Raw genomic sequence first — 23,921 nt, 5'->3', positions numbered from 1 at the left:
CTCTATTATTTAGATAGAAAATCTGGTGTATATTTTAGGTATAACCACATATTATCTTCGGCGTAATCACCTGAAGTATCATGTGAAACGCTGATACCTAATTCAGATTCTTTAGTGAGATAATATTTTGCATCTAAACCTAATCGATAGGTTATATTGGTTTCGTCTTGCTCTTCATAACGCGATTTAATACGAGAGTCTGAAGCGTTATGTTTATTTAAATTATCTTGCATATAAGCGTGTGTAGGAAAATAGTCACTACCTTTTTGTTTATAACTTTGCACACCAACAGCACCATTTAACGACACTTCACCTTTATCAAAACGACGTGTATAAGCAACGGGTAATGACACAGAAACATAGTCTTGTGGGCTAAAATATCCGCCGTGACCCAATGAGAAATAGTTTTGGTTATTTCTAAAGTTCATATAATCAACATGAACACCCGCTTTTAATTCTTGCTGATCGTCTTGATAAAACTTAGCATATGAACCTACCCAAGCTTTGACTTCCTCGTTACTTGAGACACTTTTACCGTCGTAACTGTAAAAACCACCACCAGCATAAGCACCGACTTTGCCATCATCCCACGCATATTGCGCTTTCGCGCCATTGCGTGTTACACGCCCCCAACTTTCACCCGTTAATGGATCTGTACGCCCCATATAAGAGAGTAAGCTATCTTTGATAGCTCTACGTTCAGCAGTTAATGTTAATTGCCCGTTTTGACCAATCTTAGGTGAATAGGTAACACCACCAACAACGGTTGCAGAATCTTTATTAATAGGGGTTGAGCCAACATCAAAACTGACGTCCGCTTGTGATAATCGCAAACCTAATTCAACACCAGATGCACGTTGGCTACCGGCATCATCAGCATTAATTTTGGCTTTTTCATTATTGTTATCACTGTTTTTAGCAAAACGTTCCGCATGTTGTAATTGCCCAGAACCAAAGCGATTTGCTTGTTCACCAGAAACTGCACCACTTGTCATAGAAACAGGGGTAACATTAAACTCCCAACGAAACGCCTCACCAGGAACGCTAGAGATACTGATTGGTGCAGATATTTCCGTAACATTAGAGAGTCCTTTATCACCATTACGATGACGAACAGCAACACCACCTTGAACCCAAGGTGAGACTTTTTCTTCTAATTCACGAATAGAGCGTTGAACAGAAGCCATCTCTTTGCGTTCATAAATGGAGCCAGCAACCACACGGTTATCACTATGAAGTGCGGTAAGTTGTCCCGCTGATGTTTTAATAACACCTGAAGTACCCGGTTGTGTATTTTGCCATTGCGCACTACGTAACAATGCGAGCGCTTTACGGTTTTCACCGTTTAACTGAGCAATTTGTGCGGCTTGTAATAAATAAGCAGGTTGTGAGGAGGCGGGTATTTGCTGCAATAACTGTTGCGCTTTTCTGCCATCTTTTTGTGCTAATGCAACTTCTATTTGAGCCTGAATAAGTTTGCTATCTTTACCCTGCTCTTTTTCTAAATAAGAGAGAATCTTATTAGATTGCTCAGGCATTGATTGTGATAGATAGACTCGACTTAATGCCATTAATAAATCAGGATCATTTGGTGAAGTATTTAATGCGGTCACTAATGTATCGTAAGCCGCTTTAATTTCACCTTTTTCACGCAAACTATCAGCCTGCGCAACTTTGGTATTCACTTCTAAACGTCGCTTCTCAACAATAGGTGTTTCTTGCTGTAGTGCAGGATCATTGATTAAGCTTGTTGCTTGAGCATAATGCCCCAATTCATTGAAAACATTAATATGACCAGCATAGTTGCCTATTGAGCCTTTAGTTCCTTTTGCAATATCACTTTCAATAAGTTGTAACGCTTCATCATTTAATCCACTGTTAACCAATTTTTCAGCCAGTTCCCCCACATCACTGGGGTAATCAGCAACTTGATTAATCAATGGGCGCAATGTATTACGCATTGCGACAACATTACCTGATTGACGATAGTGTTCTGCTTGCGTCAATTGACGATAAAAGCGTGCTCGTTGTAATAACTCTTTTTCAGCCTCAGTCTGCTGATTATGGCTATTAAGCAAGCTAAATACTTTATCCCACTGTTTTTGCTCAGCATAAAACAGTGAAGCAACATAGTCTGTATCTCTATTTTTACGGTTTTCTAGCTGCGAAATAATATTTTTAGCACCAGTACTATCACCGTCAGCAGCCATTAAACGAGCCAAATCCAAATACACCCAATTATTTTGTGGATTTTTACGCTGTGCTTGGATCAGTAATTGTCTGGCTTGAACACGATTACCATTTTCGAGTGTTTTTTGTGCTTCACGACGTAATTTTTCTGAAGGATCCGTATTTGCTGTTAACTTTTGACGCAAAGAGGCGGATTGCTGCGCAAGCAGTTGCTCTGCTTTACTATTTTGTCCTTCTTGAATCAAAAGATAATAGTAGGCTGAAATCACTTTCTCATTACGACTATTTTGTTGATATAAACCCGCTAGCAACTGATGAGCCGCAGGCAAGTTTCCTTGTTTACGCAATAAATCAGCTTGCAATAGATTAGCTGATAATCCTTTTTCACCTGTCGCACTGGTGAGCGGAGCTAGCTTATTTAAAGCCTGTTGAATTTGCCCTTGCTTTGCATGTTGCTGTACATCGCGTAATTGAGCATAAAAGCCAGCATCGTCCGCTTGTTGTTTCCATTTACTACCCTGTTCACCACCAGAAAGTGCGGCTTGGTTCAATAAACGTTGCCCTGTTGCTAAGTCACCCGAACGTAAAGCGGTATAACCTAATCCGGCTAGTGCTTGTTCATCTTTGTTATCAGCAGATAAAGCCTGTTTAAAGTAATTTTCGGCATCTTTTAGTTTGCCTTTATTTAATGCATCATAACCAGCTTGACGAGCATTACCTTGAATTGCGCTCTGATAATGCTCTGCAATAGCAGCATCATTAGGATTTGCTTGTAAATAAGCTTTATATACTCCTTCATCTTCAGGACGAACATTAAGCCATAATAACGCTTGGCGAAGCCCTTTATTTGCTGATTCATCACCCGTAATCTTACTTAAAACAGCAATTCCTTCACGACGTGTCTCTTCGTTATACGTTAATGTTAATCCTAATGCTTTTTGCGTTTCTTTATTATCCGGCATCAATACTGCACGCTGTTTTAGCCCGGTAATTGCTTGCGGCAACATAGCAGGAATACCCGCCATTGTTTGATAGTACTCAAGCGCTAAGGTTTCAGGTGGTTCACTGCTGACAAACAAACGTTGATACGCTTTTATTGCCTCTTCATGTTGCCCTTTTTTAGCTAACTCTCTGGCATAACCTAATTGTTGATCATTAAATTGTGATGATCGGATGTTTTTTAATCCCTCAATACGCGGATCTTGAGGTGCTATCTGCGCTAATTTTTCACGCCAATAGGTAGCTTGCTTTTCATTACCTTGTTGCGCAGTAAAGAAAGCCATTAAATAGAGTGCATCCTGATTATTACTTTCCATAATCAGTACTTTTTGCAGTGCCTCTATAGCGCGTTCATCGTGCGCTTTACCATGCCAATAATTAGCTTGTTCAATTAAAGAGCTCACAATGTTAGGGTCTGTTGCCGTTGCCTGTACTTGGCTTGTTGCACCGAGAATACAGCCAGCATAAATTACTTTTACTATCATATTAAGTACGTGATTATTCATTCTGGATCCCCCCTATTTATCTGAATGATGCTGTGATATTTGAGCTAAACGACGCGTAGAACGACGTTGTAACCAGTAATAAGTCACCATTCCCGTCAACGCACAGAAACCGACAGCTAAAAGCCCTAACAAATACACATGTCGAGAGCTATACCAAAGGAACTGCTGTAATAGAGGTAAATCGCCCTGAGAAAAGTGCTCGCCTAAATGAAAACTTCTAACCGTATCTTCTCCACTTATAAGTGTGATATCACCTTTAATTGCGGCATTAACTTCAGCCAGATTTAAGTCACCAATAATGGTTTTTATCGATTCATTACCTTTTGCAGTCACTAACACGACAACACGCTCTTTTGCCCAAGGAGAGACAAAACTCACCATTCCTCGCCAATCATTGAGTGAAGCTAAATAGTTAGCTGCATCACCACTTTGTGATAAAAAATCACCCGCAAGCCAGCTTTTTGCCTTATTAATTAGCGATTGAGATTTGATCTCGATATTTTTATTCACAAATGAGAATGTTTGTTGAGAAAAACGCGCAGGTAAAAAACCTTCGCTATTTAATGAACCAATAGCTAACACATCATGTTGCGTTAAATTGCTTTTCTCTAACGCTTTGGCACCTAAAAAAACAGAGGCGTGAGAAATCGGTGTTCCTGTGGAATAACCCGATCTCGCCATTAAATTAACTAAGGTATAAAGCTCTTCAGCCGTTGGATTTTCAGGTAATAACAGCGTGGTTTGTGAAAAATCAGCACGTCGACTAAATGGGAATGAAGCACCTGAAAAATAAGCTAAATTAGGCATTCTCGAATAGTGCCAAGTATTTTTAAATTGCAGTGTTGATTGAGAGTCAATTCGACTAATTAAACTGCTGCCATCTGTCAGAATACAAGGTGAGTCATCCGGTTCACGCAAATCAAAATAGAGCTGTAATTGGTTTTGGCTATAAATCTGACGAGGACTTAAATAGAGAGTACTGCTTTGTTGTTCGCTCTCTATTCCTAACCACTGTCTTAACATCCCTAAAGGCTCTGAACGAGCAGGATATAAAGAACCAATAAATTGGTTATTCAAAGAAGCAATCAATGATGAATTACGATTATTGAGCTTATCTGAATGAGGAAATACATATTTTAATTCTAGTGGTAGTGCGTCACCATCCCACCAAAATAGATCCGGTGATACACGAAATGAGAACTGATTAGGTGCATGATTAATACCTTGGCGAGTAAAATCATCACCACCATTGGCGATTTGACCTAACGTGACCGGTTTATCGGTATTTAACCAACGTGGCGTATCGTAATCTTTGCGTGTCACTAAATTTTGAGTAGGTACCTCTAAGCGGTCATTTTGAGGTAACTTACCGCTATTTAAAGCCCAAACAGCCTGACGTAATGATTTCTCATCATTACCGCTAATAAGTAATAATTTAAAAACAGGATCGACAGGATTATCAACTATTGTAAGTTGTCCTGTATTACCTGATGGCAAGGTAATACCGGCAATAGTTTGTCCTGCATAACCAATTAAAACACCATCACTTTCAGGTAGTTGATTCATTAATATAGGCAAATCAACCTGTTTAATATCATGACTTAAACTACCAAACCATGATGCGGCAATTGCTGCTGTGGTCACTTCTGCATAGTCAGGTTTATCTGACAATATTATCGGTAACGAGGTCGCTGTCATTCTGTCGGGGTCAAAGAACGGTAGGGGCAATCGTTCTAAGCTATACCCGCCATTAATCCAGCGACCTCGATAATCTAGTGATGACTCAGGGGAAATAGTTAGGCTTAGTCCATCGGCTAACGGTGGTGTACATTGGTTTTCATCCAGCGCATCACGATTAGCTAAACGAAAACTAAGGTTATTCACATTTGTCAGCATCATTTCAGGAATTTCTAGCACATATTCATGCTCTTTCCCGCCCTCTTCTAAAGGCAAAAATCCCATTGGCTGACCATTTAGCATCAAGTGTAAAGTCTGATCAGATTCAACTAACCCTTGTGATACTTTTACTTTCATCGTTAATGTGGCGTTATCAATAAACAGGTCATTTGCCATATTAAAAGTGACGCCTGAAAGCAAACGTCTACCTGATAACACTATCGGTGATGGATTTCCCATTTGAGATAATGTGAGTTGCTCTTCAATATTACGCGCTTGTGAAAGTGATAAATTATCAAACTGTCCATCAAGCTGATTTACTTCACTTTGTTGTTGTGATGGTAAATGCGTATAAGAAGTTGGGTCAGGTAATACTTCACCACCTAACTCAAACATCCCTGTTGCAGCTTGAGATAAGCTAATGCTTGCTATCGCTATTGCGGTCAGGCTTAACATTAAAGTCAGTTTCTTTTTCATGCTTAGTCATCTCCGTTAATTGATTGAACAGAGAGCGATGATTTAGCATGAGTGCGTACAGCAGCGGCTTTTACTTTTTGGCGACGACCAAAGAACAGTTCAAAGATACAACGTGTAATGCCACCAAGCTCTTTTACCGGGCTATCTTTATAATCTGCTTGATTAATCCATGCATCAGCACGACCAAATACAATACGGACTAATTTGCGGCGTAGATCTAAATCAATAGGTAAAAATTCAAGACGTAATTGGTTGTTTTCCAAACTCACTTGATCAACAGGTACAGTAACAATATCTCGTTGAACACGTAAGGTAATAGAAGTGACATTGCGTTGGCGAACTTCAGCCATTTTATTAACCGCAATACGTACACCTCCCATTGAAATATCTTCTGTTGTGGTTTCAAGTTCAGCACCATCATCAAAATGCAATGTAATAGGTAAACTTGCTTTCACTCGAGTGTGTTTACGAATTTGGCGAGTCTCTTTACCTACTGCTATCGATGCCAAAATAATAAATAGACTGTAAGTTGCCCAAGTGAGGTTTAAAACAATAACCAGCGGGTCGATACCTTGGAAATCATTTAATAGATAACGAATAACAACCCATGAAATGCCAGCAATCAGAAAAAGTGCAGTAATAATCAAAGGACGTACTGTCAGATAATCCATATAGCTTTTATCAAGCAGATCACCTTTATCCGTTACATTAAATTTACCCAATTTTGGTGAAATTAAGCTCAATAATGTAGGAAGCACTAAACTAAATGCCATAACCGTTTCATATATTTCTCCCCAGAAAGAGTAACGATATTTACCAATATTTCTGGAGTTTACATATAACGACATAATTAAGTGTGGCAATGCATACGCAAATATCATGCTCGCTGAAGATGCGATGATATTGAGGTTAAATAGCATAAACAGTAACGGGGCAGTCAAAAATATAATTCGAGGTAAACCATACTGAAAATGTAACATCGCATTGAGATAACATAAGCGCTGAGGAAAGGTTAAACCACGACCTAACATCGGATTATCAACCCGAAATATCTGAGTCATCCCTCTTGCCCAACGAATACGTTGGTTAACATGCAGTGCTAAACGTTCTGTCGCTAAACCAGCAGCTAAAGGAATATCAATAAATGCCGAGTTCCAACCTAAACGTTGTAGTTTTAGCGCGGTATGCGCATCTTCTGTCACTGTTTCAACCGCAATACCATCAATCTCATCAAGCGCAGAGCGTCGCATAACAGCACATGAGCCACAGAAGAATGTCGCATTCCAGTTATCATTTCCGCGTTGAACGGGACCATAAAATAGCGCGCCTTCATGGGGTGCATCTTTTGCCGCACTTAAGTTACGTTCAAAGGGATCTGATGAATAAAAGTAGTGAGGTGTTTGAATAAGGGCGAGTTTAGGATCTTGTAGAAAACTACCCACAGTAGCCTGTAAAAAAATACGTGTCGCAATATGGTCACAATCAAACACACAGATTAACTCACCCTCGGTTAGCGCCATAGCATGATTTAAATTACCCGCTTTAGCGTGATCGTGTACTTCACGTTCAATATAAGTAACACCAACATCACCTGCGAATTGCTTAAATTCTTCACGACTACCGTCATCTAATAAATAAACCTTCATTTTATCTTGTGGGTAATCGATAGCTTGAGCGGCTAAAACAGTATCGCGAACAACATCAAGACTTTCGTTATATGTCGGAATATAGATATCCACAGTAGGCCATTGAGAAATATCTTTAGGTAGTGGTGCTATTTTTCTATTTAATGGCCATGAAGTTTGAAAATAGCCAAGCACTAAGATTATCCAAGAATAGATCTCAGCCATAAATAAACCACTACCTAACACCGCTTCAATAGTGGTATTAAAATTAAGGGTATTTGTCGCACGCCAGTAAAGATAACGCGTTGACATCAATAACGATAAAAAAACCATTGTTAATAATCGTTTTTTAGATTTTTTAAAACCAATAACGAATAGCAACAATATATTTATTATACCGAAGATATATTGCTGTTCCGCACTCATAGGCATAACAATAAGTGAAAACATGGTTATTAATAGAAATGCCGTAATTAGCACTTTAAATATTTTATTCATAAAACCCATACCTTTGTCATCGCCACTTATATTTTTTTAAGACAAAGGCTCTCTATCGGAGTGATAAATACCGAAAAGAATTAAATTAGTCTTAAAAACAAAATAACAATGGCTATAGATTGACACCAGTCAATATTATTTATTTACACAAAGAGCTAGTTTATTTAAACAGAAGCAATAAACGATAATATATCTTTTAAGGATATTTTTTCATTTACATGTTTTTTATCTGTTTTTTCATTATCGAATACTCGAGTATCTGATAACGCACTAGATTGTCTCTTAATAAGATCGTTTTTCTCTGCTTTAGTTGCTAAAGCATTCTGGTGATAAGAAGGAATAGACTTAGTAACAGGCTGTTTTGGTATGTTTTTCACCACAGGTGAAGTTTCTGAAAACGTTTTATTACTCAAAGAACTGCTGATTACATTATTATTTTTTTCATTATCTTCTTTAATTATAACTTTTGATTCTTTTTTATTAACAACTTCTTGCGTAATTGAGGAAGAAAAATCTTGAAAAGAAAAGGCATCTTCCTGAAATTTATCTTTTAGGTTGCTTATATCATCATACATAGTGTGGCCCCTTTAATAACAGTACACTTAACCTTGTTCAATAATTAGATGCTCTTTAAAAATAAAGAGATAACCATTAGAGATAACTTTCGCTGTAATTAAAAATAAATGGATATTTATAAATTTATATTAAAATTCTCATCTATTAATGAACATCAACTATGTAGGGTAATTTAATCTTATAAATTTTTTCCATTTAATGACAAATAATCACTAACGTTTTACGAGTAATGTTTATTTAATTTGAATTGTATAATTATTTTAATGTTAAGCACAACCTCAAAAAAATCTAAAAAATAAGATTCCATTCTTACCAATTTATAAAACTGTGTATTTTTACTTACCAAAAAGTTAAGAATAATAATCATAAATTGCATTTTTAAAACGTAAAAAAATACCACTCATGATCATTTGATAACCAAAGTAAATTAATAACATTTTGTATAAATTTTATAAATATAAAATTCTAAAACAATTACCTCATAATATTATTTCTTCTAAAAAGAAAATTATCGTTACAGATCAATTTAAAAAAATTTTCATTTTTTTATTCAAAATTCGATTAAAAAAATAAGGTAGATAAGATGCAACTATTAATTATCTATATTGATCATCATCAAAAGAGTGTTACCTTTTACACGTAAAAGGAGAACTTATTGCTTTTTATCATAAGAGAGCCTAATGATTTTACTATCAGAAAATTCAATACATCATATTTGATTAAGTTTTAGAAAAAACCACCTCCAAAATAAGACAAAAATAGATAATCATTATACGACTATAGATATATTATGTTTATGGTAAATATCGCTATCAAACACTAATATCTTAGAATAATTAACTAAGGAAATATTTTATCTTCTAAATAGTATTGTTAACTTAGCTTAACAAAACCACAAATGTGATAGAGTTCAAATTACAAATGCAATACTGAAAAAGATAACACAATAAAAACAACACACTGATAAATATCATATTTTTACTTATTGATAGTTATAAATACCAATAATTAGTATAAACACTGATATTTATAAATTTTTATATTGCAAACACCTAACTAAGTACGTTTTTATACCAATAGAACTATATCAATTTTAGATAATCTTTTTATGAAAATATGTTAACGATAACAGTTTAATATCTAATTTTTTTAAGACTATTCCTAGCATTTTTAGTTGTGTTTTATTTATTAATAACTAAAAAAATATCATTTTAAGATGTATTTTTGAGGTTAATTATCTCATTAGCCGAATCGCTTCACCTCCTCACATAAATACAAAAATGCACTCAATCCTTCTTTACTTCTATGCTATCTTTATTAAATCCAATGGGAGCCCTGCTATAAATGGAAAAAATATGGATTTACAACAATTACAAAAAAATTTCCGAGCAAATAAAAAAATAAAATTTGTCTTCTTCTGGGGACATAAAACTAAAAGTGATGAAGTCACTAACAGCTGTTTTAGCCAATGGTATCCTGCTTCTTTTATAGTAGATGATGTACGTTACTCATCTGCCGAACATTATATGATGGCAGAAAAAGCTAGAATTTTTAATGATATAGAAATTAGAGAACGTATTATCCAAACCTCTAATCCAGGTACTGCAAAAGCATTAGGCAGAGAAGTTAAAGGGTTTGACCAAGCAATCTGGGAACAACAGCGAATGGAGATTGTTATCCGCGCTAATGAAGCAAAATTCTCACAAAATAGAGATCTGGCTGAATTTCTTATCTCAACGGGGAGTCGTATTCTCGTTGAAGCAAGCCCTGTAGATAAAATTTGGGGAATAGGCTTAAGTAAACAAGATAAAGAAGCAGAGAATCCTCTACTTTGGCGTGGATTAAATTTATTAGGCTTTGCATTAATGAAAGTACGTAGTACGTTAATTGAAAAAACACTCAATAGATAAAAAAATCTCAACTGTTATAAGTCACTATTTTTGGTTAAGTACATAAACCGTAAAAATAAGTAGAAATAATTTAGCACTATAACGGTAAATTCGTTATAGATAATATTTACAGGATAATTAAGAGACTGATATGTATTATGGTTTTGATATGGGCGGCACAAAAATTGAGCTAGCCGTTTTTGATAAAAATCTGACACAAATCTGGCAAAAACGCGTTCCTACCCCAAAAAATGACTACCTTGCACTATTAAACGTCTTTAAAGAACTGACGTTAGAAGCAGATAGTGATTTAGGCTGTAAAGGTAAAGTAGGTGTAGGGATTCCTGGGATTGTAAATGCTAAAGAGGGAACGGTATTTACGACCAATGTGCCTGCCGCTAAATATAAACCGATGGTTCATGATCTTGCCCAAATTTTAGATAGACCCGTTAAAGTAGAAAATGATGCCAACTGCTTTGCATTATCTGAAGCTTGGGATCCCGAATTTCGCCATCACCCCTCTGTATTAGGTCTTATTCTTGGTACAGGTGTCGGTGGTGGTTTTGTTATCGATGGAAAAGTACTTTCAGGCAAAAATGGTATTGCTGGTGAAGTAGGTCATATGAACCTTAATGTCGATGCTGATAATATTATTGGTGAGACAATGCCAAAAATAGTATGCGGCTGTGGCAAAAAAGCCTGCTTTGAAACCTATTTATCAGGTCGTGGTTTTGAGCGAATGTATAAAGCTTTTAATGGCGAACCACAAAGAGCGGTTGATATCGTTGCTCAATATTATGCGGGCGATGAAAAAACAAAAGAACATGTTGATCGCTATATGAAAGTACTTGCTGTTTATCTAAGTAATATTTTGACTGTTCTTGATCCCCATTTAATCGTTATCGGTGGCGGTTTATCACAGTTTAATGCACTTTATGAGCTATTACCTGACTATGTTGCCAAGTGTGTTTATGGCAATGCGCAAATTCCAGCAATAGAAAAAGCGCGTCATGGTGATGCTGGTGGAGCACGTGGCGCTGCTTGTCTTAATCTATTAGACTAATCAGCAATAAAATAACTAGATCTCAATTAATCTCATTACTTTACTAAGGCTAACGCTATGAGAAGTGCAGGATTGAAAAAAAGACTTTATTTTCTTTGTGGCTTAACTATCACATTAATCCTACTTCAACTAATAGGCTCTATTTTACCGATTTCTTTACTTGAATGGGGCGTGATCCCTCGAACGGGAGAAGGATTTATCGGTATTTTTATTGCACCTTTTGTTCATGGCTCTTGGTCGCACCTTTTTAGCAATTTACTGCCTTTGCTTATTCTCAGTTTTTTATCAATGACGCAATCGCTACGAGAATACATAACCGCAAGTATATTTATTATTATTGTTAGTGGGTTGCTTGTTTGGATATTTGGTCGTAATGCTATCCATGTTGGTGCTAGTGGGTGGATTTTTGGATTATGGGCGCTGCTTATTGCACATGCTTTTACTCGCCATAAATTTATCGACATCATTATTGCTCTATTTGTTTTATTTTATTACTCAAGTATGGCTTATGGCTTAATTCCCGGACAATTGGGCGTGTCTACTGAATCACATATTTCGGGTGTTATCGCAGGATTACTTTATGCGTGGTGTGCAAGGCAGGTAGTTAAACGTAAAAGTCGTGTAATAGAAGTGGCTAAATAATAATTAGCCACTTCTATCAATAAAACTATTTATGCCCGATAGGCAACACTGTTTTACCATACATCTCATTTAATACTTCAGCCATTGCGAGATAAAAAGCACTGGCTCCACAAATGATACCTTCAAAACCTGCAATTTTTAAAATCAGTGCATTTCCACTGATATTGCCGATAGCAAGTAAGGCAAATAAGATTGTTAAGCTTAAAAATACAAACTGTAATGCTCTATTGGCTTTTAGTGTGCCAATAAACATAAAGAGAGTAAAAATTCCCCATAGCGCTAAAAAGATACCAAGGAAAAGAGGTGTTGTAGGCTCGCTTAATCCCATAATAGGGAGTAACCAAATACCAACAAGTGTTATCCAGAAAAAGCCATAAGAAGTGAATGCGGTAGCGCCAAAAGTATTACCTTTTTTGAATTCAAAAATTCCAGCAATAACTTGAGCAATTCCACCGTAAAAAATACCCATACTCATGATGACAGATACAACAGGGAAAAAACCGGCATTATGTATGTTCAACAAAATCGTTGTCATACCAAAACCCATTAAACCTAATGGACCAGGATTGGCAATGCGTTCGTTAGTCATAAAACCTAAAACCTCTAAAAATAATAGGGGAAAATTAAAAAAAATTTGAAGGCGCTGGATAATAAGAGGTTATACATCTAAAAACAATGATCCTAAGCGGTATATTTTTGAATAACCGCCTACACTGATACTAAGGGGAAATAACTAGCAGGTTTGACTTAAAGAAAACAGAAAACCAGTGATAGATGCTTATTTTACAACCAGAAGTAAAACGAAATAAAAGACTAATACTATAATAGTAACCTTAAATAACTAATATATTAATACAATGATTTACCTTAATATGCTGTTTTATACAAGAAACTGAAATAAAATCAGATACTATAATTAGTTATAATTTAACCAAAAAGCGAGCTTGTTATGAAAAAAATCTTTCTATTATTGATTGGTAGTACGCTGGCTTTCGCATCTCAAGCCAATACCCAAAATGGTGGATTTATTTCTCCACAACACAATACACAAGTCAGTACACAACAAGGTGGATTTAAAGGACCTTCTATTAGTGAAACAACGGTGAATAAAGCCAAAGAGTTATCTGATGATACTTGGGTGATTTTAACGGGTAAAATTACTAAAAAAATTGGTGATGAGCTGTATGTTTTTGAAGATAACACAGGTGGAATCAATGTTGATATCGACCATAAAAGATGGCAAGGGCAAACAGTGACACCTGAAAATACAGTAAGATTAGAAGGTAAAGTTGATAAAGAGTGGACAAGCACTGAAATTGATGTAAAGAAAATTACTATTATTAAATAATTACCATCAAATAATTTGGCTTTTACCTGATTTTATTAACGCTTTTCTAAAACCAATATATTGAAATATATTGGTTTTTTTATTTTCTATTTTTATTATTCTGTTTTTCATCAATAAAATTGGATCCTTTATACAAATTTATCCGCTTTAACCTCAGGCTAGGTTTAGGTTTATACTTATTACAAGTTAAAGCATCGCTACTCTTGATTAGAAATGACTTAACCCATGAGTATTACCCTCTCATAACCGTTTAATCCTAATCACTCTAATTACCCTACTTTCTCCATTTTAAGCCTGCTATGCAGGCTTTTTTTCTTACAAAATTACGTATTTTCGCAATAAATCTAAAGATAACCATAAAAAAAAGATTGGTTATATCTTTGTTTTATATAAATATTATTTTACAAAACTCTACGTGCTTATACTTTTATTAAATTGACCTTCCAGTAGGGGGAAAGATTATTGTTTTAGCTATCAACTTAATGAAAGGAATTGATGATGAAGAGATTATTACTACCTACTATTTTGGCTATTTCAACATTTACTGGTGTAGCTCATGCGGCTGTTCAAAATACCGTTGAAGTTTATAAAACAGAAACTTGTGGATGTTGTACTTTATGGACTGATGGTGTGAAAGATGCTGGTTTTAACGTTAAAGTTAATATTGTGTCAGAAGCAGAATTAATGCAGAAATATCAACAAGCAGGCGTACCTTCTAATTTACTGAGTTGCCACTTTGCAACTTATCAAGGTAAAGATCTCGTTGGTCATATTCCTGTTGATAGCTTAAAAAATATCAATTTAGTAGATAAAAATAAAACAGGTATTGCTGTTGCAGGTATGCCAGCAGGCAGTTTAGGAATGTATGCAGGTGATTATAAAGAACCTTACCAAGTTATCGCCTTTGATAAAGCAGGTGGTCAGGCGATATTTAAGTCTTATAACTAAAGATAAAGTGGGGTTAGATATAAAAAATCCGGTTACCTTATTTGATAACCGGATCCTCTTTATTTAATCGCTTTAGTATCAGTTAACTTATTCAACCGTTACTGATTTTGCCAAGTTACGAGGTTGGTCTACATCCGTTCCTTTAATTAAGGCAACATGATAAGAAAGTAGTTGTAATGGCACAGTATAGAAAATAGGTGCTATTAACTCTTCAACATGAGGTAACGAAATTAGCTTCATCGTTTCGTTCTCTTCAAAACCAGCATCTTGATCAGCAAATACATAAAGCAAGCCACCACGAGCACGAACTTCTTCGATATTAGATTTTAATTTTTCTAATAACTCGTTATTTGGTGCAATGATGATAACTGGCATATCAGCATCAATTAACGCTAATGGACCATGTTTTAATTCACCCGCAGCATAAGCTTCAGCATGAATATAAGAGATCTCTTTAAGCTTCAGCGCACCTTCAACCGCAATAGGGTATTGGTCACCACGACCTAAGAATAAAGCATGGCTTTTTTCTGAGAAGTCTTCCGCTAATGCTTCGATAATTTTGTCTTTCGACAACATGCTTTCAATGCGACTTGGCAATGCATGTAATGCGGTTGACACTTCTTTTTCTAATGTTGCTACACCTTTAATACGTCCCATATAGGCAACAAGCATTAATAGAACAGTTAATTGAGTGGTAAAGGCTTTTGTTGAAGCAACACCAATTTCAGCACCAGCTTTTGTCATTAGCACAAATTCTGATTCACGTACTAAAGAAGAACCAGCAACGTTACAAATTGCTAATGACGATAAATAACCTAACTCTTTCGATAAACGCAATGCTGCTAAAGTATCGGCAGTTTCACCTGATTGAGATAACGTAATCAGTAAGCTATTACGACGTGTTGCTGGTTTACGATAACGATATTCAGAAGCTATTTCGACATCACAAGGAATGCCAGCTAAAGATTCAAACCAATAACGTGAGACCATGCCCGCATTATAAGAAGTACCACAAGCAACGATTTGAATATGCTCTACTTTAGATAAGATATCTTCAGCTTTAGGACCTAACTCACTAAGGTCAATGCTTTCTGCTTTTAAGCGATTTTCTAAAGTATTTTTAATCGCTAAAGGCTGTTCATAGATCTCTTTTTGCATGTAGTGACGATAAACACCTTTGTCACCTGCATCATATTGCACATTAGATTCAATAATATCGCGGGTAACTTTTTCACCATCAACAGAGAAAATATGAACATGACGACGGGTTATCTCAACAATATCCCCTTCTTCAAGGTAGATAAAACGACGAGTAACTGGTAATAATGCCAATTGGTCAGAGGCAAGAAAGTTTTCGCCAACACCAAGACCAACCACCAGCGGACTACCTGAACGCGCAGCAACTAATAAATCAGGAGTACGGCTATCCATAATCACAGTGCCGTAAGCGCCACGTAATTGAGGAATAACGCGCTGTACTACTTCACGTAAAGTACCGCCTTGGCGCTGCTCCCAGTTAACTAAATGAGCAATAACTTCAGTATCTGTTTGAGATGCAAACTGATACCCTTTTTTAATTAAATCAGCTTTTAGTTCTTGGTAGTTTTCAATAATACCATTATGTACCACTGCAATTGAGCCAGATACATGAGGATGCGCATTATCTTCACAAGGTTCACCATGTGTTGCCCAACGAGTATGAGCAATACCTGTTCCACCAATAACTTGCGTTTTTTCTGCTTCATCAGCCAGCATTTGAACTTTGCCAGCCTCACGCAGACGCGTCATTTTACAATCGCTATCTACAACCGCTAAACCCGCAGAATCATAACCACGGTATTCTAAGCGACGTAAGCCTTCAATTAAGATTTCTGCGATATCGCGTTGTGCAACTGCACCTACTATTCCACACATTGTGTTATTCCTAAAACCGTGCGTTTATTCGCACTTAGATGTCTTATACCTGATTGTTTTGTTCCCCAAGCCTTGTAGAGAGCGGGGATGTTTTTTGTTTTTAGAATAATAGCGTACAAGAAAAGGGCGCTGATTTAACATACGCCCTTTTCTTAAAATTTAAGATTTTTTCTTCACTGGACGTTTCCATCCACTAATATGAGTTTGTTTAACACGACTTATTACTAATTCGTTTTCACCCACATTTTTAGTCACTGTTGTTCCCGCACCTATTGTTGCACCTTTAGCTACAGTAACTGGCGCAACTAACTGCGTATCAGAGCCAATAAAGACATCGTCACCAATGATGGTTTGGAATTTATTTGCACCATCATAGTTACAAGTAATAGTACCAGCACCAATGTTTACGTTAGCGCCAACTTCTGTATCACCAAGATAAGTTAAATGACCCGCTTTTGAGCCAATACCTAAACTTGCTTTTTTCATCTCAACGAAGTTACCAACATGGGCTTTATCTGCCAGTTTTGTTCCAGGGCGAAGCCGAGCAAAAGGACCAACCGTACACTCTTGGGCTAGATTAGCATCCTCGATCACCGTATATGGGCTAATAATTGAATTATCGCCAATCACACAGTTTTTCAGTACACAACCTGTACCAATTTCGACGTTATTACCTAAAGTAACATCACCTTCAATGATAACGTTGGTATCAATTACGACATCTTTGCCGTGAGTTAAAGTGCCACGTAAATCAAAACGAGCAGGATCTAGCAACATTACGCCTTCAAGCAATAAGCGCTCTGCTTGTTCTGTTTGATAAATACGTTCTAAAGCCGCTAACTGTAGACGGTTGTTCACCCCTTCCATTTCACTATGGCGACGTGGATGAGCCGTTTCAATTTTACGACCTTCTTTATGTGCTAAGGCAATAATGTCAGTAATGTAATACTCTTTTTGTGCATTATTGTTGTCGAGTTTACCTAACCAACGTTTTAAATCAGCACCATTAGCAACCAAAATACCTGTATTGATTTCATTAATTTTCAGTTGCTCTTCTGAAGCGTCTTTTTGTTCGATAATACCTGTCACTTCGCCATTTTCACGAACAATACGACCATAACCTGTTGGGTTATCCAAAATAACGGTTAATAAACCAATACCGCCAGCTGGTTTTACTTCGATTAAACGCTCTAGCGTTTCTTGGGTGATAAGTGGAACATCACCGTAAAGCATCAGGATATCTTCATCGTCAGCAAAAAAAGGAGCGGCTTGTTGCATTGCATGACCGGTTCCTAACTGCTCGGCTTGCAATACCCAATTAACAGGCTGTGAGCCTAATTTTTCCTTCATTAACTCGCCACCATGCCCATACACTAAATGTGTTTGTTGGGCACCTAGGGATTTTGCAGTATCAATCACATGTTGAACCATGGATTTGCCCGCAAGCTTATGAAGAACCTTAGGTAACTGTGAATACATGCGAGTACCTTTACCCGCAGCAAGAATAACAACGCTTTTCGCTGAACTAGACATAATTAACCCGATAACTCCCGTAAAGAATGGCAAGTAAACCTGTTTATGATAAATAATACTACATATTTCGCCACTCAAAATATTTCACAACGCAAAAAAGCCAGTTAGCGAATACCAACTGGCTTTTTTATTCATAGACTGCCTGTTTACATCAACGTCTAGTCAATTCGATTACACGTAATTTTGCAATCGCTTTGGCTAATTCCGCAGATGCCTGAGCATAATCAACATCGCCATGAGAGGATTGAATGTGTTCTTCAGCTTTACGCTTAGATTCCAACGCTTTCGCTTCATCCAAATCACGACCACGGATCGCTGTATCTGCCAGTACAATGACGCCAGTCGGCTGAACTTCGAGGATACCACCAGAAAGGTAGATAACCTCTTCTTCGCCCGATGTTTTTACGACACGTACCATGCCCGGTTTTATGGCAGTTAATAACGGGGTATGCTGCGGATAAATACCGAGCTCACCTTCGCTACCAGTTACCTGAATTCGTTTTACTTCGCCGTCATATAACTGTTTTTCAGCGCTGACAACTTTCAGGTGGAACGATGTATCGGCCATATCAACCTCCCGTCAGCCGTATTAAAGCTTTTTAGCTTTTTCTACTGCTTCTTCGATAGTACCAACCATGTAGAACGCCTGCTCTGGCAGGTGGTCATAATCACCGTTCAGAATACCTTTAAAGCCACGGATAGTGTCTTTCAGGGAAACGAACTTACCTGGTGAACCGGTAAATACTTCAGCAACGAAGAATGGCTGAGATAGGAAGCGCTGGATCTTACGCGCACGCGCAACAACCAGTTTATCTTCTTCTGACAGTTCATCCATACCTAAGATAGCGATGATGTCTTTCAGTTCCTGATAACGTTGCAGGATAGACTGAACACCACGAGCTACATCATAGTGCTCTTGACCAACTACCAGTGGGTCTAATTGACGACTGGTAGAATCCAGTGGGTCAACCGCTGGGTAGATACCTAATGAAGCAATTTGACGGCTCAGTACAACTGTCGCATCCAAGTGAGCAAACGTAGTTGCTGGTGATGGGTCAGTTAAGTCATCCGCTGGTACGTATACTGCTTGAACAGAGGTGATTGAACCTGTTTTGGTTGAAGTGATACGTTCTTGCAGAACACCCATCTCTTCAGCCAATGTTGGTTGGTAACCTACTGCTGATGGCATACGGCCTAACAGTGCTGATACTTCTGTACCGGCTAAGGTGTAACGATAGATGTTATCGACGAATAACAGTACGTCACGACCTTCATCACGGAATTTCTCAGCCATGGTTAAACCAGTCAGTGCTACACGCAGACGGTTTCCTGGTGGCTCATTCATCTGACCATACACTAACGATACTTTGTCAAGAACGTTAGAATCTGTCATTTCATGATAGAAGTCGTTACCCTCACGAGTACGCTCACCAACACCAGCAAATACAGAGTAACCTGAGTGCTCGATCGCGATGTTACGGATCAATTCCATCATGTTAACTGTTTTACCAACACCCGCACCACCAAACAGACCTACTTTACCACCTTTAGCAAACGGACAGATTAAGTCCATTACTTTGATACCGGTTTCTAGTAGTTCTTGAGAGCTTGATAACTCTTCATAGGTTGGTGCTTCACGGTGAATAGACCAACGTTCTTCAGTCGCGATATCACCTTTCATATCAATAGGTGTACCCAGAACGTTCATGATACGTCCTAGTGTTGCTTTACCTACTGGTACTTCAATTGGGTGACCTAAGTTTTCAACTTTTAAGCCACGGCTTAAACCGTCTGATGTACCCATTGCGATACAACGAACAATACCACCGCCTAACTGTTGCTGAACTTCTAGCACCAGTTTTTCTTTACCATTCATAACCTCAAGAGCGTCGTATACTTTAGGGACGCTATCCTGAGGGAACTCGGCGTCCACTACGGCGCCGATTACCTGGACAATCTTTCCAGTAGCCATCTTGAATCCTCTACGTAATTCGTAAACCTAGCTGTTATACCGCGGCTGCACCAGACACAATTTCTGTAAGTTCCTGAGTAATGCTTGCTTGGCGTGCTTTGTTGTACACCAATTGCAGTTCTTTAATCAGGTTACCACCGTTATCTGTAGCGGCTTTCATCGCGACCATTCGGGCGGCCTGCTCACTCGCTAAGTTCTCTACGACGCTCTGGTAAACCTGCGATTCGATATAACGACGCAGTAAAGTATCCAGTAACGCCTTAGGATCAGGTTCGTACAGATAATCCCAAGATTTCTCTTTCAGATCTTTATCATCACCTGCTGGTAATGGTAAAACCTGAAGGATTTTAGGCTCTTGAGCCATGGTATTGATGAACTTATTTGCCACCACATACAGTTTATCTAAACGACCTTCGTCATAAGCCTGCAACATGATATTGACTGGACCGATAAGGTCAGACAGTTTTGGATCATCGCCCATGCCGGTTACTTGACCTACAACATTCCCGCCCACAGAGCCAAAGAATGAAGCAGCTTTAGAACCTACTAGTGCTAAATCTACCTGTACACCTTTTTCAGACCACGCTTTCATGTCTGCTAGCAGTTTTTTGAACAAGTTAATGTTCAAACCACCACACAAACCACGGTCGGTCGAAACAACCAGGTACCCGACACGTTTAACTTCCCGCTCTTCGAGGTATGGATGTTTGTATTCCAGATTCCCTAACGCAAGGTGACCAATCACGCTGCGCATGGTTTCTGCATAAGGACGGCTGGCTGCCATGCGTTCCTGCGTTTTACGCATTTTCGACGCGGCGACCATCTCCATCGCTTTAGTGATCTTCTGTGTGTTTTGCACACTGGCGATCTTCGAACGTATCTCTTTTGCGCCGGCCATTTCTGCTTCTCCTCATGAACCAGACGGCCCAATATTACTATTAGGCCGAATAGTTATTACCAGGACTGAGTCGCTTTGAAGTTTTCGAGCACGCCTTTCAGCTTAGCTTCGATCTCTTCGTTATAAGTACCGGTCTGGTTGATTTCTTTCAATAAATCAGCATGTTCACGAGAAGCATAAGCTAACAGCGCAGCTTCAAATGGCACAACTTGTGAAATTTCAACATCTTCCAGATAACCACGTTCTGCTGCATACAGTGCTAAAGACTGTTGTGCGACAGACATTGGCTCGTACTGTTTCTGTTTCAGCAATTCAGTCACTTTCTGACCGTGGTTCAATTGTTTACGGGTAGCATCATCCAGATCTGAAGCGAACTGTGAGAATGCTGCCAGCTCACGATACTGCGCAAGTGCAGTACGGATACCACCAGAAAGTTTCTTCATAATCTTAGTCTGAGCTGCACCACCAACACGAGATACAGAGATCCCTGGGTTAACAGCTGGACGAATACCTGCGTTAAACAGGTTAGATTCTAAGAAGATCTGACCATCAGTAATAGAGATTACGTTCGTTGGAACGAATGCAGAAACGTCCCCTGCTTGCGTTTCGATAATTGGTAACGCAGTCAGAGAGCCGGTTTTACCTTTAACTTCACCGTTAGTGAAAGTTTCTACGTACTCAGCATTAACACGAGCAGCACGCTCAAGTAGACGGGAGTGCAGATAGAAAACATCACCTGGGTATGCTTCACGTCCTGGTGGACGACGAAGTAACAGTGAAATTTGACGGTATGCGACAGCCTGTTTAGACAGGTCATCATAAATAATCAGGGCATCTTCACCACGGTCACGGAAGTATTCACCCATTGCGCAACCTGAATAAGGAGCAAGGTATTGCAGAGCTGCTGATTCTGATGCAGAAGCAACAACTACGATGGTGTTTTCTAACGCGCCATGCTCTTCTAATTTACGAACAACGTTCGAGATAGTAGAAGCTTTCTGACCAATAGCGACATAAATACATTTAATGCCAGAGTCACGTTGGTTGATAATCGCATCGACAGCCAGAGCAGTTTTACCTGTTTGACGGTCACCGATAATCAATTCACGTTGTCCACGACCGATAGGGATCATGGCATCGACTGATTTGTACCCTGTTTGTACAGGCTGATCGACTGATTGACGGTCGATAACACCAGGAGCAATCATCTCAACAGGTGAGAATCCATCATGCTCTACAGCGCCTTTACCATCAATAGGCTCACCCAGTGTGTTTACCACACGGCCAAGCAGACCACGCCCTACAGGTACTTCCAGAATACGACCTGTACATTTAACTTTCATGCCTTCTGCTAAGTCAGCATAAGGACCCATCACAACCGCACCAACAGAGTCACGCTCTAAGTTCAGTGCGATAGCGAAACGGTTACCCGGCAGTGCGATCATCTCACCCTGCATAACTTCGGCTAAACCGTGGATACGAATGATACCGTCACTAACGGAAACAATCGTACCTTCATTGTGAGCTTCACTCACTACATTGAACTGAGCAATGCGCTGCTTGATCAGTTCGCTGATTTCAGTGGAATTCAGTTGCATATGCTCCAGTCCCCTTAAGACTGCAAGACGTCTGTTAAACGCTCTAAACGGCCACGAATACTGCCATCGATGACGAGGTCACCGGCGCGTATAATCATGCCTGCGATAACAGACTTATCAATTTTGCAATTCAGCTTCACTTTGCGTGATAGACGTTTTTCCATCGCTGCAGAAATGTTAGCTAGCTGCTGTTTAGTTAGCTCAATGGCAGAAGTTACCTCAACGTCAACCGTTGATTCGAGTATTGCGCGAAATTGATTAAATTGGCTCAATACTTCGGGCAACGTTGATAAACGGCCATTATCAGCCATAACACGAATTAAATTCTGAGCATGCTCATCTAATTGATCGCCACAAAGGTCGATGAAGATGGTTGCCAGTTTTTCTGATGCTAAAGAACCAGAAAGTAATTCGGTTACCTGCTCATTGCGTGCTACTTCAGCGGTGAACGCCAGCATAACCTGCCATTTATCGACAGCCTGGGTTTCCACAGCAAAGTCAAAAGCTGCTTTGGCGTAGGGGCGAGCTACCGTTGCAATTTCAGACATGCCCCTCCCTCCTTACAGTTCAGCGACCAGTTTATCAACGATGTCGCTATTAGCAGCTTCATCCACGGAACGTTCAATAATTTTCTCGGCACCTGCGATAGCCAGCATTGCGACTTGTTTACGCAGTTCTTCACGAGCACGTTTACGCTCTGCATCCAATTCGGATTGAGCTTGTGCAACGATCTTACTACGTTCTAGCTCTGCTTCTGCTTTAGCATCTTCAATCATTTGAGTGCGTTGTTTATTCGCTGATTCAATGATTACTTGAGCTTCTGCTTTTGCTTTTGCTAACTGTTCGCCTGCATCGGCTTTCGCTAAATCTAAATCCTTTTTAGCTCGTTCTGCAGATGATAAACCGTCAGCAATTTCTTTTTGACGTTTCTCAATGGCCGCCATAATCGGTGGCCATACAAATTTCATGCAGAACAGAACAAACAGGACAAATGCGATGGCCTGGCCGAGGATTGTTGCATTTAAATTCACAGCACAATACCTCTTTCTTGGTTATAAACTAACTTGATGCATTTACTGCTAGTTACCATCATTAGGCAACAGCAAACATCACGTAAAGGCCCAGACCCACAGCTATCATAGGGATGGCGTCAACCAGACCCATAACGATAAAGAACTGTGTACGCAGAAGAGGGATCAGATCAGGCTGACGAGCAGCACCTTCTAAAAATTTACCACCGAGGATTCCGATACCGATTGCAGCACCGATTGCAGCTAAACCCATCATAATCGCGGCAGCCATGTACAGCAGATCCATACTCAGGTTTTCCATGACAGTCTCCAGTTTGT

19 protein-coding genes are annotated in these 23,921 nt (G+C 38.7%); 5 read left to right on the top strand and 14 right to left on the bottom strand.

The features are described from left to right. Positions 1–5: 5 nt before the first annotated feature. The 4 genes from ABN099_RS14630 to ABN099_RS14615 form a co-directional block, all read right to left on the bottom strand. Positions 6–3,695 carry a cellulose biosynthesis protein BcsC gene (locus ABN099_RS14630; protein WP_349464648.1) on the bottom strand — a complete coding sequence of 1,230 codons (3,690 nt, stop codon included), beginning with the start codon at positions 3,693–3,695 and terminating at the stop codon, positions 6–8. A 12-nt stretch (positions 3,696–3,707) separates the two neighbouring features. Then, positions 3,708–6,068, bottom strand: coding sequence for a cellulose biosynthesis cyclic di-GMP-binding regulatory protein BcsB (gene bcsB, locus ABN099_RS14625; protein ID WP_349464646.1), 2,361 nt, complete (start codon positions 6,066–6,068; stop codon positions 3,708–3,710). Positions 6,069–6,070: 2 nt separating this feature from the next. Continuing rightward, positions 6,071–8,191 carry a UDP-forming cellulose synthase catalytic subunit gene (gene bcsA, locus ABN099_RS14620; RefSeq protein ID WP_349464644.1) on the bottom strand — a complete coding sequence of 707 codons (2,121 nt, stop codon included), beginning with the start codon at positions 8,189–8,191 and terminating at the stop codon, positions 6,071–6,073. Between the two features lie 164 nt (positions 8,192–8,355). Next, entirely contained in the window at positions 8,356–8,766 is a 411-nt protein-coding gene (locus ABN099_RS14615) for a hypothetical protein (RefSeq protein WP_349464642.1), read from the bottom strand. A gap of 1,356 nt (positions 8,767–10,122) precedes the next feature. On the opposite strand from ABN099_RS14615, the gene ABN099_RS14610 reads away from it, so the two are divergent. From ABN099_RS14610 to ABN099_RS14600, 3 genes are all read left to right on the top strand, one after another. Further along, positions 10,123–10,677 (top strand): NADAR family protein, encoded by a 555-nt coding sequence (locus ABN099_RS14610; RefSeq protein ID WP_349464640.1) that lies wholly within the window; start codon positions 10,123–10,125, stop codon positions 10,675–10,677. Between the two features lie 130 nt (positions 10,678–10,807). Then, a complete protein-coding gene (gene nagK / locus ABN099_RS14605) occupies positions 10,808–11,719 on the top strand; it encodes an N-acetylglucosamine kinase (RefSeq protein WP_349464638.1) in 912 nt (303 codons plus the stop codon). A 57-nt stretch (positions 11,720–11,776) separates the two neighbouring features. After that, positions 11,777–12,361, top strand: a complete 585-nt coding sequence (locus tag ABN099_RS14600; RefSeq protein ID WP_349464636.1) for a rhomboid family intramembrane serine protease — start codon at positions 11,777–11,779, stop codon at positions 12,359–12,361. 25 nt (positions 12,362–12,386) lie between these two features. Here ABN099_RS14600 and satP read toward each other — a convergent pair whose 3' ends face one another. Beyond that, entirely contained in the window at positions 12,387–12,950 is a 564-nt protein-coding gene (satP, locus tag ABN099_RS14595) for an acetate uptake transporter (RefSeq protein ID WP_349464634.1), read from the bottom strand. 360 nt (positions 12,951–13,310) lie between these two features. Here satP and ABN099_RS14590 point away from each other — a divergent pair, with 360 nt between their 5' ends. Continuing rightward, the gene (locus ABN099_RS14590; RefSeq protein WP_349464632.1) at positions 13,311–13,709 is read left to right on the top strand and encodes a YgiW/YdeI family stress tolerance OB fold protein; all 399 of its coding nucleotides are present in this window, start codon (positions 13,311–13,313) and stop codon (positions 13,707–13,709) included. Positions 13,710–14,204: 495 nt separating this feature from the next. Next, on the top strand, positions 14,205–14,657 hold the full coding sequence (locus ABN099_RS14585) for a DUF411 domain-containing protein (RefSeq protein ID WP_349464630.1): 453 nt from the start codon (positions 14,205–14,207) through the stop codon (positions 14,655–14,657). Positions 14,658–14,744: 87 nt separating this feature from the next. Here the strand turns inward: ABN099_RS14585 and glmS are convergent, their stop codons facing one another. The 9 genes from glmS to atpE form a co-directional block, all read right to left on the bottom strand. After that, entirely contained in the window at positions 14,745–16,571 is a 1,827-nt protein-coding gene (gene glmS, locus ABN099_RS14580; protein ID WP_349464628.1) for a glutamine--fructose-6-phosphate transaminase (isomerizing), read from the bottom strand. Between the two features lie 159 nt (positions 16,572–16,730). Beyond that, positions 16,731–18,104, bottom strand: coding sequence for a bifunctional UDP-N-acetylglucosamine diphosphorylase/glucosamine-1-phosphate N-acetyltransferase GlmU (glmU, locus tag ABN099_RS14575; protein WP_349464626.1), 1,374 nt, complete (start codon positions 18,102–18,104; stop codon positions 16,731–16,733). A 151-nt stretch (positions 18,105–18,255) separates the two neighbouring features. Further along, positions 18,256–18,672, bottom strand: coding sequence for a F0F1 ATP synthase subunit epsilon (locus ABN099_RS14570; protein WP_006534340.1), 417 nt, complete (start codon positions 18,670–18,672; stop codon positions 18,256–18,258). Positions 18,673–18,693: 21 nt separating this feature from the next. Next, complete coding sequence (gene atpD, locus ABN099_RS14565) at positions 18,694–20,076, bottom strand: F0F1 ATP synthase subunit beta (RefSeq protein WP_064718357.1); 1,383 nt, start codon at positions 20,074–20,076, stop codon at positions 18,694–18,696. 34 nt (positions 20,077–20,110) lie between these two features. Further along, the gene (atpG, locus tag ABN099_RS14560) at positions 20,111–20,974 is read right to left on the bottom strand and encodes a F0F1 ATP synthase subunit gamma (RefSeq protein WP_349464624.1); all 864 of its coding nucleotides are present in this window, start codon (positions 20,972–20,974) and stop codon (positions 20,111–20,113) included. A 56-nt stretch (positions 20,975–21,030) separates the two neighbouring features. Continuing rightward, on the bottom strand, positions 21,031–22,572 hold the full coding sequence (gene atpA, locus ABN099_RS14555) for a F0F1 ATP synthase subunit alpha (RefSeq protein ID WP_349464622.1): 1,542 nt from the start codon (positions 22,570–22,572) through the stop codon (positions 21,031–21,033). Between the two features lie 14 nt (positions 22,573–22,586). Then, positions 22,587–23,120 (bottom strand): F0F1 ATP synthase subunit delta, encoded by a 534-nt coding sequence (gene atpH / locus ABN099_RS14550; RefSeq protein ID WP_349464620.1) that lies wholly within the window; start codon positions 23,118–23,120, stop codon positions 22,587–22,589. 12 nt (positions 23,121–23,132) lie between these two features. Next, positions 23,133–23,603 (bottom strand): F0F1 ATP synthase subunit B, encoded by a 471-nt coding sequence (gene atpF / locus ABN099_RS14545; RefSeq protein ID WP_349464619.1) that lies wholly within the window; start codon positions 23,601–23,603, stop codon positions 23,133–23,135. A 61-nt stretch (positions 23,604–23,664) separates the two neighbouring features. Then, positions 23,665–23,904 (bottom strand): F0F1 ATP synthase subunit C, encoded by a 240-nt coding sequence (gene atpE / locus ABN099_RS14540; RefSeq protein WP_004246596.1) that lies wholly within the window; start codon positions 23,902–23,904, stop codon positions 23,665–23,667. Positions 23,905–23,921 lie beyond the last annotated feature (17 nt).

It is taken from the genome of Proteus hauseri, from assembly GCF_040139125.1.
Taxonomy (GTDB): domain Bacteria; phylum Pseudomonadota; class Gammaproteobacteria; order Enterobacterales; family Enterobacteriaceae; genus Proteus; species Proteus hauseri_B.
This window is presented reverse-complemented; position numbering and strand designations above follow the sequence as displayed.